Genomic DNA, 14,286 nt, shown 5'->3' on the forward strand with positions numbered 1-14,286 from the left:
CTTGTTGCGATCCACGAGATCGAACGCATCCTTACCTACCCGATGACGACGGGCAGCAACTTGGACGGAGTTCTCCGCGTCCTCGATTCGATGCAACCCACTGCAGGTCGCTGGGTTGCGGCGGCGGTCAACTGGAAAAACGGCGAGGACGTCATCATCGTGCCGTCTGTGTCCGACGCCGATGCAAAGAAGAAATACCCGGCTGGCTGAAAGACCCTGAGCCCTACCTCCGCCTCGTCGCGCAACCAAAATTGCCCGAGAAACCGTGGCGCCCCGGTCGTGTACGGCTGGGGCGATCCCGGTATACTCGGCGGCTATGACAGGCCACCTCGAACGCTACGAACTCGCCCCCGGGCTCACCGTCAGCCGGCTGACCAAAGGCAACTGGCAACTCGCCGAACGCCATGGCCCCAAGATTGCCCAGGATCGGGCCATCGAGGGGATGCGCCGTTTTGTCGAGGCAGGCATTACCAACTTCGACTGTGCCGACCATTACGTCGGTGTCGAGGAGTTGATCGGCGCATTTCGGGTGCGCCACCCCGATCTGGCGGAACGGTTAACGGTCCAGACCAAGCTCGTCCCCGACCGCGAGGTGCAACCGGGCATCAAGCGCGCCGACATCGAAGAGATCGTCGACCGGGCACGCATGCGCCTCGGTACGGACCGGCTCGACCTCATCCAGTTTCATTGGTGGGATTACGATGTACCCGGTTACGTCGACAGTATGCTGTGGCTCGCCGACATGCAGGCGGCGGGCAAGATTGGCCACCTTGGCGTCACCAACTTCGACTGCCCCCGCCTCGAAGAAATTCTCAACGCAGGTGTTCGCGTTGTAAGCCATCAAGTGCAGTATTCCGCGCTGGATCGGCGCCCGGAACGGGGCATGGCCGCGCTGTGCCAGGCCCACGGGATCGCCCTGCAATGCTATGGCTCGATCGCCGGCGGTTTTTTGTCCGACCGTTGGTTGGGACAACCGGCGCCCGATACGCCGGCCGATCGTTCGCAACAAAAATACCGCCTCATGGTCGAGGAGTTCGGCGGTTGGGGCGCCTTGCAATCGCTGCTCCAGGCCCTGGCCGGTGTTGCCCGCCACCACAACGTGTCGCTCGCCGCGGTCGCTATCCGGTATGTCCTCAGCAAGCCGGGCGTCGCAACCGCAATCGTCGGTGCCCGGACCGACGCACACCTTGCGGACACCCTGACTGTCAACGATCTACGGCTCTCCGCTGAAGACATGTCGGCCATCGATGCCGTCGGCAATGCCGCGCCGGGCCCGGCGGGCGACTGCTACACGCTGGAACGCGACCCCGACGGTCCGCATACGGCGATGAACTGGAAGAACCAGAACCGCAAGGGCGCGGGCGCCCGCTAATAGGAGAGAGCCGGTGGCTGACGCATTCGAACTCTACGACCTCGCTGTCGAGGTGGTGCACCACGATCTCGCCAAGCGGTTGATCTGCAAGCACGAATTGGGCGAGGTTTTCTATGTCCGCGGCAGCCGGGTGGAGTTTCCGCCCGGTCAGGGCTTCGGCCTCTACGCGCTGCTCGCCGTTCTGCCCTTCGTCCCTGCGCGTCAGCGCCCGACGCAGGACGCCGACTGGATGACCACCGATGCCGTGATCGGCTGCACCGACCCCCATTGCGGCGCCGGTTTTAGGATCACCCGCCTCGATTCCAAGACCTACCGCCACGCCGACCACAGCGCCGAACCTCTGACGACCTAGGGGGCCGAACCGAAAGGTTGGTCCGCGCAGAATTTTCTGCTGTTGGGTACTAGGCAGGACCGTAGTTCACGTAGACCAGAGCCTTTTTCGCGTTGGCGAACGTGGGCCGCAGCGCGCCCGGCGGGTAGCTGCCGTAGGCACCCGCGTCGAAAGTTTCGCCGTCCGTGCTTTCAAGGGCGCCATCGAGCACGAAAAACTCCACGTAGAATCCGTCGCGCACCCCAAGGTCGGGGGCCGCGCCATTTAGGCGCACGAACTTCGAGCCCTCGCCGGTCTCGGGATCTTCGCCGAGGACTTTCACGCCGTCGTGCCACCCATCCGCGGTCGCGTCGGGCACCGCTGCCCAACCGCGGGCCGGCGTCGCGCCGTTCACGGGGTAGTACTCCAGCTTCTCCGGTGTCGGCACCTCATGGGTGCACATCTTTTTGGAGTGGCGCGACAGGAACCAGGTCTCGACCGGGACATCGCTTTTGAAACCGTGAACGGTCTCGGGCGGATGAAAGCAGTATCCGTGGGCGCCGAGATAGGTTTGGCTATCGAACGACAGCCGCCCCTTGAGGACCAAAATTTCTTCGGCGGAATGGTGGTAATGCGCGACCGTGGGGGCGTGATATCCCTCGCCTGGCACCAACCGCTGGATCGCGGTGCGGGCACCTGTATCGGGATCGACGCTGAGAACCTTCGAATACAGACCGGGGAAGGGCGTTGCCCAATCCATTGCCGTCGTATCGAGATGGGGAATATGCGGTCGCACGGCAGCCCTCCTCTGGAGAAGGTGGCCATCCTAAACCATCCGCGACGCGGAATCCGGCCCGCCGTGCGTACCGTCCGCGGGCCGGTCAGCGCGACGCTGTGTGCGGCTTAGTGAAGAGCCACGCCAGGATCGCCGTCGCCACCGCCGCGCCGACCAATTGGGCGATGATAAAGCCCGGGGCATCTGTAGGACGTATGCCGGAGAACGAAGCGGTCATCGTCCGTCCGATCGTGACGGCGGGATTCGCAAACGAGGTAGAGGCCGTGAACCAGTAACCGGCGGTGATATAGAGCGCCACGGCAGGCGCCACGGCGCGCGGACGAAACCGCAAACAACCGTATATCGTCAACAGCAACCCGAAGGTCGCGACCCCCTCCGCTAGCCATTGCGAGGCACCGGAGCGCGCGGTTGGCGACGACTGGATCAAGGGCAGGGCGAACATGGCGTGGGCGAGGATCGTCCCGGCGACCGCGCCCGCGATCTGCGCTCCGGCATAAGCCGCCGCGTGAACCGGGCGCAACTCGCGCCGCAGCAGGAAGCCCAGTGTCACGGCAGGATTGAAGTGGGCGCCGGACAAGTCGGCAAACACGGTAATCAGAACAAAGAGAATTGCGCCCGTCGCAATCGTGTTGCCCAGAAGGGCGATCGCGCCGTTCCCGCCGGCCATGCCTTCTGCCATGACGCCAGACCCCACCACGGTCGCCACAAGCAAACATGTGCCAAGGGCTTCGGCGATCAAGCGGCGCGAAAGGGAAAACGGGCGAATCATGGCAATAGAACCGTTGGGGGAGGGGACACTACGACCGTTAGATGACGGTTATTTGACAGACAAACTTTAACCGCCGCGCGCGCACATGATGCACAGGGTCGCAGCTGGGTCGGCGTCGAGGCGCTTGTCCTCGATGATCTCGCCACACCTTACGCAGTCGCCGAACATGCCGTCGTCGAGCCGTTTCAGCGCCGCGTTAACCTGGCGCAGCCGCGTGTCGCGCCGGACCTGCTCGGCCATGGCCATCGCTTGGACCTGGAGCGCATCCATCCGCGACAACCGTCCGACGCTTTGCTGGTCAAGCTGGACAGGGACGCGTTCCGCGGCGGTCCGCGCCGCGGTCGCGGCCAGGGCGCGCGCTTCTTCGTGCAGGCGGGCGCGAAATGCCGCAGTATCGTCCCCCATCGGTTAGCGGTTGCCCGGCCCGCGCCAGGGCGCCGACAAAAACAAAGGGAGGACCGTCATGGCAGACGCACTGGGGCACCGGGCAAAGTGGGGTTTGATCGTTCCGTCGAAAAATACCGTGTGCGAGACCGAGATGCACCGCCTCGTCCCACCCGGCATCACGATCAATACCGCGCGTGCGGTGCGCAAAGGGCCGGCCGTGTGGGGCACCGACGATGCAATGAAACAAATGGCGCGCGCCATTCGCGATGCCGAGCCCGACGCGATCCGCGCCGTGATGACCTGCGAGCCAAACTATCTGCTGATGGGCGAGGGGGGCTTTTCGTTCCCCCGCGCCGAGCTTGAAGCGTTCGACCGCAAGTACGAGGAAATCTCCGGCCTGCGGGTCGCGTCCTCGGCGCGGGCGTTCCTCCATGCGCTGGAGAGGATGAAGGCGCGCAAGGTCGCGGTCCTCACGCCCCGCCTACCCGATAGCGGCATCGTCTCGGGCGGCCTGTGGGAAGCCTGCGGCTATGAAGTGGCTGCGGCGAAGGGCCTCGGGTGTACCTCGATTCACGACATCGCCAACCTGACCGAAGACACCCTGCGCACGAGCCTGGCCGAGCTTGCCCGTAGCGATGCCGATGTCATCCTCGCCACCGGCAGCGAAATCGCCCTCGCCCACATGATCGGCGAGGCCGAGGAATGGATCGGCAAACCCGTCCTCCACCTCAACGCGGTGCTGGTCTGGTACGCGCTGCGTGATTCCGGCTTCGACGACCGCCTTGCTGGCTACGGTACGTTGCTCAACGACTATTAGGCCAGCAACCGCGCGAAGTCGGCAACGTTGTCGAAAGTGTCCAGCGCGTCGATTGCTTTAAGCACCTCGTCGGTGCGCTTGTCGTTCAGTGCGGTACCGGCCAGTTCGCGAAATTTCTTCTCGATTTCGGGTCGGCCCATCGGCGGCTGATCGCGTGGCCACTCCACGTCGCGCTTCGCGGTCTTACCGCCCTTAAGCGCGATCTCGACGCCGAACCGCATTTTCTGGTCGGTGAAGAAATCGGCGTCGGCTGCCTTGTCGTGGTGCATCTCGACCTTGGCCAGCAGGCCGCGCAACACGGGGTCGGCCAGCTTTTCGTCCGAGTACATCGCCGGCAAAAGCGGCTCTTGCATGATCGTCGTGACCACCGTGTAGGGCAGCGAGAATTGCGCGTCGACGGCGCCTTGCGGATTGACGTCGCCGATCAGCGGCATGTTCATCCCCGAAATGCGGATCTTCTCCACTTGGTCCGGCGCGATGCCGTGTTCGGCGACGAGGCCGCGGGTCGCGTCGTGCAGCGGATGGTTCCACGCGATCGAGGGATGGATCTTGTATTCGGTCTTGTCGATCGCCCAGGTTTTGCCGAGGTCTTTGACCATTCGCTCCCAATCGCACTGGTCGGAGCCCGCCATGACATAGAAGCCCTGCTTACCGTCCAACACCCCGTGACCGCCGCGAAATCCGCGGTGCGCCGACTGCGCTGCCACGGTGCCGGCCATGCTCATCCAGCCCCAGCCAAGCTTTACTTCGCGCATCGGGCGCGTTTCCTCGACAACGCCGAAGTACTTGTAGGCTGAAGGAACGGTGGCATAGGTGCCGGCAATACCGAACGCGACGTCGAGCGCTTCGGCATCGAGCCCGTACAGTTTACCGGCCGTGACTGCCGAGGCGAACGGATGATACTGCTCGCCCCAGACCAGCGCACCGCGCTCTGGTGTCGGTTGCATCGCCGCGCCGAGCCGCGACACCACGTCGAAGCCGAGTGCGATGCTGAGAATGAGGTCCTTCCCCGAGGAGCCCAACATTTCGCCGACCGCGAGGCCCGACGACATCGTGATGTAGCCGGGGTGGGCGATATAGAGAACGGTGTCTTCGTAATCCAACGCGAACCCGAAGTTACCGTTGGCATAGGCCGCGAGCGGTGCGGAGACTTTGGCGCCGTCGCCGATAATCGTCGCTTGCTCGCGCCCGCCGCCCATGTCCTTGGCCATCTCGGTATGCAGTTGCCCGATACGGGTCTGGTAGCCCGCCAACATGCAGCCGACGATGTTCAATACGGCGAGCTTCGTCGCCTCGACCGTTTCTTTGGGCAGGTCGTCGTACCTCGTGCGGGCGACGAAGTTGGTCAGGTCGCGGGTCGTTCCCATGCGGGGCTCCTTGGCTTAGGGGGTTGGGTCGAATGGCGCGCCGCGGTCGCGTGCACCGCTTGGTCGCTTCACGTCGTCTCGCCGCGCAGGCGGGCCAGTTCTTCGGTCGCGTCGCGCAGACGCGCCACGAGGATTGTCACCATTCGGCGCAGCACGGTATCGGTGCTGGCCAGCCGCGATTCGAAATCCGCCCGGCTCAGCCGAAACGCCTTGGTGTCGCTTACCGCGACCGCGTCAGCCGAGCGGTGCACGCCGCCGAACAGCGCCATTTCGCCCAGCACGTCGCCGTTGCCCAAGGTCGCCATTACCTTGTGTCCGTCGCCGGTCCGCTTGCGCACCTCGACCTGCCCCTCAAGTACAAGAAAGGCGGCATCGGCATCCTGACCTTCGTGAAATATCTCGGTACCGGCCGCAAACTCGATCCGGTTCTGTGGCGCAAACCCGCCGTTCGCCATGGATTCCCCACTCCCGCAAAAAGGCGAAGCGTAGGGGGCGCGAGCGCCCCCGACAAGCGGGGAGAGCCGCCAATACTCAAGGTTTACTCTGCGGATTAGGCTTGGTGCCCCTGTGGCCGGAAGGCAGAATGGCCGGTGAACGGTTCTGGGTGCATCTCCTGACCTGAACGCTTCTCGACCCAAGGCATCGATGCGATTGCCGATGTTTTCAACCTGATGGACTGCAACGCATGTCCCCGTATCAACTTGACGAAGCGGAGCAGTTGTCGATCCGCAATGTTCTGTACACGGCTTCCGGTGTGCTCAAACGCAACATTCTTGGCATATCGATCCTCGCCGCCATAACCCAGGCTGTCGCGGTCGCTGCGACGGCGCTCGTTGTTGGCGGCCCGCTCGAAGAGTTTGGCGATGGAGCGCCCGGGCTCGTCAAGGGACTGGTCGATATTTTTGGTGCGGCTTTTCTCACCGCGGTTTACGCCCACCTGTCCTTCCGCGACCTAGCGGGACAACGCCTTGGTCTTGGCGAGAGCGGTCCGCGTCCTGGCAAAGTCTTTCTGCAGGCGTTGGCAGTCGGCTTCCTTGTCATCTTGTTAGTCGGTCTGGGGCTTGTGTTTTTTGTGATCCCGGGGGTTGTCCTCATGACGGTTCTTTGCGTTGCGCTACCCGCAGCCGTGGTTGAGCGCCCGGGGATTCGCGCTGCTCTTCGACGTTCGGCTGATCTTACTAAGGGAAACCGCGCGAGGATTTTCGGCCTCATGCTTGTGGTCGGAATTCCGTTTGAGGCGCTCCGCCTTTGGTCCGTGGCTCGCCACGATGGCACCGACCCTGTCTTTGCCATCGAAAGCCTTGCCTTAGCGGGTCTTGAGGCGATGTCGTGGAGCTTGCTTGCGGCGGCAACCTATTTCGAGTTGCGCCGTATGAAGGAAGGTTTCGGAACCGAGACGCCCGGGAATGCAGTGGCTTGAGATGTCGGACGATTGCGACGAGCGCCGCCACGCTAAACCCAAATCGTCAGAACACTACTCTGACGGTCTACGGCTAAGTCGCCCGTTTCTTCCCGGCCAACATCGCCAGCGCATTGCCGATCAATCGGTGTCCAGTGTCGGCGCGCATCGACAGGATCGACTCCGGGTGGAACTGCACCGCCGCGATCGGCAGGGATTTGTGTTGGACGGCCATCGCCACGCCGTCGTCCGTCCAGGCGGACTTGCGCAGCACGTCCGGAAACAACGCCTCGACAGCTGCCAACGAATGGTAGGCGCCCACCGTGCAGGGGTTGGGGATGCCCGCGAACAGGGCCCCGTCGTCGTGGATCACCCGCCACCGCTTGCCATGGCGCGGCGCGTCCATCACGTAGAGGCCGCCGCCGAACGCTTCGACGATCCCCTGCAGCCCGAGGCACACCCCGAACTGGGCAACGCCGCGATCTGCCAGGGCGCGAACCAACTCGGGCACCCCGTATTCGCCAGGGGTGCCCGGGCCAGGGGAGTGCACCACAAGGTGCGGCGCGTCGGCCAGCAACCGCTCAACCGGCGTTCCAGCCCGCAACGTGCGCACGGTCGCGCCGGTCTGACGGATGTAGTCGGCAAGCGTGTGAACGAACGAATCTTCGTTGTCGACCATCACCACCGATAGGCCTGCAAAGGGGCGCGTCGATGTCGCCGCGGGTGCTGCCGACGTAGCTGCCGGGTTGTCGCCCGCCAGCACGCGAAAGAACGAGGTCGCCTTGGTCTTGGTTTCCGCCGCTTCCTCGGCACCATCCGAATCGAACACTAGCGTTGCGCCGGCACGGTAGTCGGCGTGGCCGGACTTCAGGTGCACCGTGCGGATCGTGATCCCGGTATTGACGCTGCCGTTCATCAACAGCCCGCCGATCGCGCCGCCGTACCAGCGCCGCGCGCTGCTCTCCATGTTCTCGACGAGCTGAACCGCGCGCTTCTTCGGTGCGCCGGTCAAGGTCACCGCCCACATGTGCGACAGGAACGCATCGATTCCGGTAAAGCCGTCGCGCAGTTGCCCCTCGACGTGATCCACCGTGTGGAACAATCCGGCATAGCGCTCGATCATGCGTCGTCCGAGCAGCCGCACCGAACCCGGTTCGCAAATGCGCGCCTTGTCGTTGCGGTCGACGTCGGTGCACATCGTCAATTCGACTTCGTCCTTGTCCGAGTTGTAGAGCGCGCGGATGTTGTCGGCGTCCTCCATCGGATTGTCGCCGCGCCGCACGGTGCCCGAGATCGGCGAGGACTCGACGCGCCGGCCGTCGACCCGGACGAACATTTCGGGCGAGGCCCCCACCAATTGTTCGTCGCCCATCTGAATGAAAAACTCGTAGGGGCTTGGATTGACCGCCTGCATCTTGCGAAACAGGTCGGAGGGTTTGCCGCCGTAGGGCGCCGAAAACTTGCGTGACAGCACCACCTCGAAGACATTGCCTACCCGGATTTCTTCGCGCGCCTTATCGACCATTGCAGCGTAAGCGTCATCGCTGTGGTCCGTGGTTATGGCCGGCGGCGGTTCGTCTGGCCTCACCGGCATCGCGGCCGCGGGCATGTCGCGACGGCGGTCGGCGGTGGTAGCCCCGCCGCGAGAAAACTCGTAGTCGAACCGAAACGCGGTTTCTTTGCGCCGGTCCACCATGAAGAACTGGTCGGGCAAGAACAGGTGCAGGTTCGAATCGCCGTCGGTGCGCGCGAGACGTCGTTGGATCGGCTCGAACTGAAACAGCAGGTCGTACCCGAATGCGCCGTAGAGGCCGAGCGAGGTATCTTCGATCCCGTCGAAGTCGGCAATCAACCGGCGCAGCGGCGAGAACAGGGTCGGTTGCAGGCTGCGTTCTTCTTCGGCAAATCCACCGGTCCCTTCCGCGACATCTAGGATTAGGGTCCGCGTGTCAGGCTGCCGGCACGTTGTCTCCGCTCCGGCGAGGGTTTCGGAAAACAGCGGCAACAACGCCTCGCCCCGATGGTTAAGTGCCCGAACGCTCAGTGTCCGCTCATGGCCGACAAACGCTAGTGGCGGCGAGGCGAACCCCATCTCCCAGCGCGAGTAGCGGTCGGGGTATTCAAACCCGGATGAAAAGAGCGCGCCCGGTTCGGTATCGAGGCGGTCGACGAGGGTCCGAATGCCCTGATCAAAGGGGAGCGGCGTTGTAGTGCGGGTGACACGGATGCCCGAGCGGGTCGTGAACTGAAAGATCATGTTGTGTTCCTGGTCGGGCCGATGGCCCGCGTGCCGAAGGTATTTGATCGAGTGAAAGCGCAGGTGGCTGCGCGCCGGATTACCGGCTTCGCCAGAGGAACGTTTGAGACTTCGGCAGATACGCTTTCATGGGGAAATCCTAACAGAGGCGTTTGGCACGGTCTATCGTCCGATGGGCCGCCAGCTTAGGTTTTCACGGCGCGGGCACTGCGGGATTCGCGGGTGGACCCAACGCGGGTCCAGAGGGTAGAGTCCCGCCAATTGCCCCTGGGGATTACCCGGGTAAGCTCAGTGTGTGCATTCTTGGGAGGGATTTTCCATGGTCAGATCGGCCCGTTATCTAGTGATTTTGTCGGTGCCTCTGTTTTTGGCGGCCTGTTCCGGCCTTCAGTTGGGCAAGGCGGAAAAAGTCGATCCACAGGGGACGCTGTTCCAAGTCTCGCTATACCAGGGCTATTTGGAAAAATCCCGTCAGGAATACGCCGAAGCCGACTTCACCGATTCCGACCGGTTCGCCGAACGCGCCATCGTCGCCGGTAGTGGCAACAACGTCGGACCCGAGGGCCTCAACGCGCGGAATATTCCGTCCTCGGCTCGCGCTGAACTGTCCGATGCCCGCAGCCGCCTGACAGCGTTGATGGGCCAGGGTGCGATCAACTTTATCCCGGCGCTGATGGCACGGACCCAGGTTGCCTTCGATTGCTGGATGCAAGAGCAAGAAGAGAATTTCCAGCCAGCCGATATCGCAGCCTGCCGCGGTGAGTTCTACGGCGCGCTGATCTCCGCCGAAGAATACATGGCGCGCAAGCGCGCACCGGAACCTGCGATGGCGCAAGCCGCGCCGGCACCTGCCGCTGCCCCGGCAGCTGCCCCGACGCCGCCCGCCGCCCCCAAGCCGGCCTCGTTCACGGTCTATTTCGAGACCAATAGCGATCGCTTGACCCCCGCCAACGCGGCGACGGTTCGCCGGGCGGCCAACCAGGCTAAGGCCCGAGGCGCTACCGAGATCGTTGTCGTGGGTCATACCGACCGCGCCGGCGATATTCGCTCCAACAATGTGCTTTCGGAGCGCCGGGCAGCCACAGTCAAACGGGCCCTGGTCAGCGAAGGGATTCCGGCTGGGAACGTCAAGACCGAGTCCTTTGGCGAAGCGCAGCCCGCGCAACCGACCCAGGACGGCATTCCCTCGGTGTTCAATCGCCGCGTGATGATTTCGTTCTAAGCATTCGTCCAATCTGACGACCGATCGGCCGGGGTTTCCCCGGCCGATTGCGTTTTCGGCGGCGCGGGCTACGCGGTTATGGGAACAGCGGCGGTGCTAAATCCGTCGGTTTGTCGGCGAAGTAGCGAAACAACGCAACGGCACGGTTGCCGTAGGACTTGCGTCCGGTTTGGGCGATGAGATTGGGGCCGGTGCCGGTCCGCATCAACCCGTAGATCGTCCAGGGATTTCCCTCCGTGCGGCGAAATACATAGAGAAACTCGTGATGGCCCGGCGGTAATCGGCTGAAGACCGAAGCGCGAGCCGGCAGCGCGTTGGCGATTGCCACGACGATGCGGGTTTCGTCGGCGTGGCGCACGGTTAGGGCATAGGTCACCTCGCCCAAGGGCGTGTTCTCCGCTTGCCAAAAATAGCGGACGCCGCTGCGTAACTCGCTGGCGGTAAAGCCTGCGGGTCTGCGGTCGTCGGGGTCGGGCGAGTTCAGCGCCGCTGCGTCGGGGACGAGGGAACGCCACCGATCCCGTGTCGTCGACCAGTACTGTATTTCCTTCATATCGGCGATTTGGCCCAGCCGTGCCAACATGGCGTCGGTCGATGCGCGCGAGCCGGTCCGGCCCCAGGTTTCGACGAGTACGGTGAAGGGCCGCGCCGTCCATCCGGTGCAAGCCGGCGGTAGCCAGTCTTCGAGGTCGCCGCCGAACCACATGGTCACTAACGGGATCGTCGCCGATGTCGATTGTGCCGCATCCTCACCGCAGTCGGCGCTCGGTAAGGTCGCGGCCTCGGCGTGCGGTGCGTAGGGCGTGATCGCCGCGGCCCAGATGACTGTCGCGGCCAAGACCAGCAGTGCGCAAGCCCTCATGCGAGGGGCCGCGCGAGGGCGTCGCCCAGGGTATCTGCGAGAGGTGTCGCAATGCCAAATTCCCGGCTCGTCTGCGCCATCAATCGGGCGCTATTGGCGAAGGGGTTGATCGCCGGTGCGCCGCTCCCCTGGCGCGCGATCAAACCGCCGAACCGTTCATAGAACGACACCGGGAAAAGCGAGGTCGTCACTATGTCGGCGAACTGTTGTCTGTCGGCGCCCGCGGCCTCGGCGAGACGAAGCGCTTCACGCAAGCTCTGAACCGCCGATGCCATCAGGAAGTTGCCGGCCATTTTGACCGCGTTGGCCGACCCGGGGTCCGGGCCGACGACCTCGACCCGACCGAAGCATGAGAGGACGGGACGGCAGCTGTCGATCGCTCGGGCGTCGCCGCCCACGGCGAGGAGCGCGGATCCAGCCTGCACCTCCTCGGGCCGACCGAACACGGGTGACGAGATAAACGGCTGGCCCGCCGCCGCGTGGCCTGCGGCGAGCGCGCGCACGAGCGGGACGCCAATTGTACTGACCGAAACGTGGATCGCCCCGCGCCGATCGCTAAACGGATCGCGCTCCAGCAGCACCTGGCGGACAGCCTTTTCGTCCAGCAGCACGCTGAAGACGATATCGGCGTCGCACGCCTCGGCGGCGCTGGATGCGACGCGAAGACCGGTATCGGCAAGGGCCGTTGCCTTAGCCGGGGACCGGTTGAATCCAATGGCGTCATGCCCTGCCTCTAGGGCCCGCCGTGCCATCGCGCTACCGAGTGCACCAAGCCCAATAAACCCGATTCGCGCCATCACCTCTCCTTAAGAATTCCATCAAAATTACAACAAAATTATAGATTGTTTTATCTTAAACCTAAACCCGTAAAAGTTGCATCGCAGCGGAAACGAGAGTAGCGTCAAGACAGAAAAGCAAACCAGTAGGTTGGGGACCGCATGACTAAGAAATCGAAACGGCAGCGCGCCATGAAGCGTGTCGCATTGCTCGCGGCCATCGTGATCGGCGGCTCGACGATGGGCTCGCAACTCCGAGCTCAAGACGTACGGTCTTGCGGTGCGTCGCACGGAACAGTCGCCGCCCCCATGGCCCAACAATTCGAAAACGCCGCGTCTGCAGCGCGTGCCGGAAACCCCGCGGCGATGGTTGAAGTAGCGCAGATGTACCGCGACGGTTTGGGCGTCGCGCGCGATCTGATCCTTGCCCAAGCCTGGGCCACGCTTGCCGCGACGAGCGGCGCGTTTGTCGGGACGTTGCATCAGACGGTCGCGTCCTGCCTTTCGGCGGACGATTTGCGCAAAGCCGACGCCCAGGTTCTCGCGCTCTTGCAAGAACGGGATGACGACCTCTAGAAAAACGACAAGGAGCGCCAAAAAGTTGCACACCAGTACCAAGAGTTTGGTTTTCCCGGGCGCTCGCGCCGCCCGAGTCTTGCTTAGTTTCTGCCTTCTCTTTCTCATTTTTGTGTTGCCACTCCGAGCCCCAGCCGCGGCGTGTGGCAACACGGTACTTCTCGCCACCAGCGACCCGTCGGCCGTCGAGAAGTATCAAGCGGCGTTGCAGGCCGCCCATGCCGGCGACTTCCGTGCCCAGATCGCGCTTGCCGGTATGTACCGCGGTGGCCAGGGCGTCACACCGGACCTCGTTCGCGCCTACGCTTGGCTGAACTTCGCGGCCGTCCGCCACCGCGAGGCGGCTGTGCTCCGCGACGAGGTTGCGCGTTGCTTGGATCCCGGCCAAGACCTCGAAGCCCAGCTTTTGTCGGTCCAACTGCTTTCGTCAGTCACCGCGCGCTGATACGCCATAATTGACCGGGCGTCGCGCCCCGCTACAATGTCCGTACATTTGTTGTGGCAGGAGATATCCCGTGGCGCTGGCAATACAACCGATTAAGGGGACGTTCGTGGGCGAGGTCGAACCGCTCGACCTTAGGAAAATCGACGATGCGACCGTGGCGGGACTGAAGGACGCGTGGAATAGGTACCAGGTCCTTGTCTTTCGGGGGCTGACCATGGAGGAGGGCGATCTCGTCGCCTTTAGCCGGCGGTTCGGCGACCTCGAGATCCATGTCCGCACCGAGTATCTGTCGCGCGACTACCCTGAAATTCTTTACGTCTCCAACATGAAGGACGACAGCGGTCGGACTATCGGCATTCTGTCGGACGGCGAAGTTGGCTGGCACTACGATCAGATTTATCTACCGCGCCCGGCCGTCGGTTCGTTTCTGATGGCGCATACGCTGCCCAAAGGCGGCGGCGCGACATCCTTCGCCGATATGTCGCTCGCCTATGAGATGCTGCCGGAGGCTACAAAGAAGATCATCGACGGGCGCAAGGCCGTACAGTCCTACGAGGCGTTCAATGCCGCCTACAGTGTTCCGACCAGCGGCAAACAGCGTAAACAGACGCCGGATATCGAGCATCCCATTGTGCGCACACACCCAATTACCGGTCGCAAGGCGCTATACGTTTGCCCCGGCATGACGACGCGGATCGTCGGCCTACCGGATGCCGAAAGCCGCGCGGTGCTAGACGAGTTGTTTGCCTGGACGGTGCGGCCCGAGTTCGTCTACACCCATAACTGGCGCGCGGGCGATGGCGTGATGTGGGATAATGCGTCGACCATGCACCGGCGCGAACCGTTCGACGGCGCGGCGCAACGCCTGATGAAGCGCACGACGATCCTGCCGCCACCCGAGTTGGCGGTGCCGTTCTAATCTCCGAGAGGC

Annotated in this window: 16 protein-coding genes and 1 pseudogene; 9 read left to right on the forward strand and 8 right to left on the reverse strand. The window is 63.4% G+C overall.

Annotated features, from left to right (window positions below; all coding sequences use genetic code 11):
- Positions 1 to 15: 15 nt before the first annotated feature.
- The 3 genes and pseudogenes from RID42_08985 (at position 16) to RID42_08995 (ending at position 1,724) form a co-directional block, all read left to right on the forward strand.
- Positions 16 to 320 (forward strand): annotated as a pseudogene (locus RID42_08985) (hypothetical protein).
- Positions 317 to 1,372, forward strand: a complete 1,056-nt coding sequence (locus RID42_08990) for an aldo/keto reductase (GenBank protein ID MEQ8247806.1) — start codon at positions 317 to 319, stop codon at positions 1,370 to 1,372. Before RID42_08985 ends, RID42_08990 begins: the two are co-directional and overlap by 4 nt.
- Before the next feature lie 13 nt (positions 1,373 to 1,385).
- On the forward strand, positions 1,386 to 1,724 hold the full coding sequence (locus RID42_08995; protein ID MEQ8247807.1) for a TIGR04076 family protein: 339 nt from the start codon (positions 1,386 to 1,388) through the stop codon (positions 1,722 to 1,724).
- Positions 1,725 to 1,773: 49 nt separating this feature from the next.
- Here RID42_08995 and RID42_09000 read toward each other — a convergent pair whose 3' ends face one another.
- The 3 genes from RID42_09000 to RID42_09010 form a co-directional block, all read right to left on the reverse strand.
- Complete coding sequence (locus RID42_09000) at positions 1,774 to 2,478, reverse strand: cupin domain-containing protein (GenBank protein ID MEQ8247808.1); 705 nt, start codon at positions 2,476 to 2,478, stop codon at positions 1,774 to 1,776.
- Between the two features lie 85 nt (positions 2,479 to 2,563).
- On the reverse strand, positions 2,564 to 3,247 hold the full coding sequence (locus tag RID42_09005) for an MIP/aquaporin family protein (GenBank protein ID MEQ8247809.1): 684 nt from the start codon (positions 3,245 to 3,247) through the stop codon (positions 2,564 to 2,566).
- 66 nt (positions 3,248 to 3,313) lie between these two features.
- Complete coding sequence (locus RID42_09010; GenBank protein ID MEQ8247810.1) at positions 3,314 to 3,652, reverse strand: TraR/DksA C4-type zinc finger protein; 339 nt, start codon at positions 3,650 to 3,652, stop codon at positions 3,314 to 3,316.
- A 58-nt stretch (positions 3,653 to 3,710) separates the two neighbouring features.
- Here RID42_09010 and RID42_09015 point away from each other — a divergent pair, with 58 nt between their 5' ends.
- Positions 3,711 to 4,451: a hypothetical protein gene (locus tag RID42_09015; GenBank protein MEQ8247811.1), complete on the forward strand. Its 741-nt coding sequence runs from the start codon at positions 3,711 to 3,713 to the stop codon at positions 4,449 to 4,451.
- Here RID42_09015 and RID42_09020 read toward each other — a convergent pair.
- A complete protein-coding gene (locus RID42_09020; GenBank protein ID MEQ8247812.1) occupies positions 4,448 to 5,818 on the reverse strand; it encodes an MmgE/PrpD family protein in 1,371 nt (456 codons plus the stop codon). The genes RID42_09015 and RID42_09020 overlap by 4 nt on opposite strands.
- A gap of 68 nt (positions 5,819 to 5,886) precedes the next feature.
- Positions 5,887 to 6,273, reverse strand: coding sequence for a cyclic nucleotide-binding domain-containing protein (locus RID42_09025; protein ID MEQ8247813.1), 387 nt, complete (start codon positions 6,271 to 6,273; stop codon positions 5,887 to 5,889).
- Positions 6,274 to 6,503: 230 nt separating this feature from the next.
- On the opposite strand from RID42_09025, the gene RID42_09030 reads away from it, so the two are divergent.
- Positions 6,504 to 7,238, forward strand: coding sequence for a hypothetical protein (locus tag RID42_09030; protein MEQ8247814.1), 735 nt, complete (start codon positions 6,504 to 6,506; stop codon positions 7,236 to 7,238).
- Between the two features lie 73 nt (positions 7,239 to 7,311).
- Here RID42_09030 and RID42_09035 read toward each other — a convergent pair whose 3' ends face one another.
- Entirely contained in the window at positions 7,312 to 9,474 is a 2,163-nt protein-coding gene (locus RID42_09035; GenBank protein MEQ8247815.1) for an anthranilate synthase component I, read from the reverse strand.
- A 319-nt stretch (positions 9,475 to 9,793) separates the two neighbouring features.
- Between RID42_09035 and RID42_09040 the strand changes: the two genes are divergently transcribed.
- On the forward strand, positions 9,794 to 10,696 hold the full coding sequence (locus RID42_09040; GenBank protein MEQ8247816.1) for an OmpA family protein: 903 nt from the start codon (positions 9,794 to 9,796) through the stop codon (positions 10,694 to 10,696).
- Between the two features lie 76 nt (positions 10,697 to 10,772).
- On the opposite strand, the gene RID42_09045 is transcribed toward RID42_09040, so the two are convergent.
- Both RID42_09045 and RID42_09050 read right to left on the reverse strand, forming a co-directional pair.
- Positions 10,773 to 11,558, reverse strand: coding sequence for a hypothetical protein (locus tag RID42_09045; protein MEQ8247817.1), 786 nt, complete (start codon positions 11,556 to 11,558; stop codon positions 10,773 to 10,775).
- Positions 11,555 to 12,355, reverse strand: coding sequence for an NAD(P)-dependent oxidoreductase (locus tag RID42_09050; GenBank protein ID MEQ8247818.1), 801 nt, complete (start codon positions 12,353 to 12,355; stop codon positions 11,555 to 11,557). The genes RID42_09045 and RID42_09050 overlap by 4 nt, the downstream gene beginning before the upstream one ends.
- A 141-nt stretch (positions 12,356 to 12,496) precedes the next feature.
- On the opposite strand from RID42_09050, the gene RID42_09055 reads away from it, so the two are divergent.
- From RID42_09055 to RID42_09065, 3 genes are all read left to right on the forward strand, one after another.
- Positions 12,497 to 12,910: an SEL1-like repeat protein gene (locus RID42_09055; protein MEQ8247819.1), complete on the forward strand. Its 414-nt coding sequence runs from the start codon at positions 12,497 to 12,499 to the stop codon at positions 12,908 to 12,910.
- 25 nt (positions 12,911 to 12,935) lie between these two features.
- Positions 12,936 to 13,355 carry a hypothetical protein gene (locus RID42_09060; GenBank protein MEQ8247820.1) on the forward strand — a complete coding sequence of 140 codons (420 nt, stop codon included), beginning with the start codon at positions 12,936 to 12,938 and terminating at the stop codon, positions 13,353 to 13,355.
- 70 nt (positions 13,356 to 13,425) lie between these two features.
- Positions 13,426 to 14,274, forward strand: coding sequence for a TauD/TfdA family dioxygenase (locus RID42_09065; GenBank protein ID MEQ8247821.1), 849 nt, complete (start codon positions 13,426 to 13,428; stop codon positions 14,272 to 14,274).
- The last annotated feature ends 12 nt before the right edge of the window (positions 14,275 to 14,286 follow it).

The organism is Alphaproteobacteria bacterium, from assembly GCA_040216735.1.
GTDB lineage: Bacteria > Pseudomonadota > Alphaproteobacteria > SHVP01 > SHVP01 > CALJDF01.

Bases quoted from the DNA above. Each gene is read 5' to 3' on its own strand.
- RID42_09030 (MEQ8247814.1), top strand. From the start codon at position 6,504: ATGTCCCCGTATCAACTTGACGAAGCGGAGCAGTTGTCGATCCGCAAT.
- RID42_08990 (MEQ8247806.1), top strand. From the start codon at position 317: ATGACAGGCCACCTCGAACGCTACGAACTCGCCCCCGGGCTCACCGTC.
- RID42_09010 (MEQ8247810.1), bottom strand. From the start codon at position 3,652: ATGGGGGACGATACTGCGGCATTTCGCGCCCGCCTGCACGAAGAAGCG.
- RID42_09015 (MEQ8247811.1), top strand. From the start codon at position 3,711: ATGGCAGACGCACTGGGGCACCGGGCAAAGTGGGGTTTGATCGTTCCG.
- RID42_09055 (MEQ8247819.1), top strand. From the start codon at position 12,497: ATGACTAAGAAATCGAAACGGCAGCGCGCCATGAAGCGTGTCGCATTG.
- RID42_09005 (MEQ8247809.1), bottom strand. From the start codon at position 3,247: ATGATTCGCCCGTTTTCCCTTTCGCGCCGCTTGATCGCCGAAGCCCTT.
- RID42_09020 (MEQ8247812.1), bottom strand. From the start codon at position 5,818: ATGGGAACGACCCGCGACCTGACCAACTTCGTCGCCCGCACGAGGTAC.
- RID42_09025 (MEQ8247813.1), bottom strand. From the start codon at position 6,273: ATGGCGAACGGCGGGTTTGCGCCACAGAACCGGATCGAGTTTGCGGCC.
- RID42_09035 (MEQ8247815.1), bottom strand. From the start codon at position 9,474: ATGATCTTTCAGTTCACGACCCGCTCGGGCATCCGTGTCACCCGCACT.
- RID42_09040 (MEQ8247816.1), top strand. From the start codon at position 9,794: ATGGTCAGATCGGCCCGTTATCTAGTGATTTTGTCGGTGCCTCTGTTT.
- RID42_09050 (MEQ8247818.1), bottom strand. From the start codon at position 12,355: ATGGCGCGAATCGGGTTTATTGGGCTTGGTGCACTCGGTAGCGCGATG.
- RID42_09045 (MEQ8247817.1), bottom strand. From the start codon at position 11,558: ATGAGGGCTTGCGCACTGCTGGTCTTGGCCGCGACAGTCATCTGGGCC.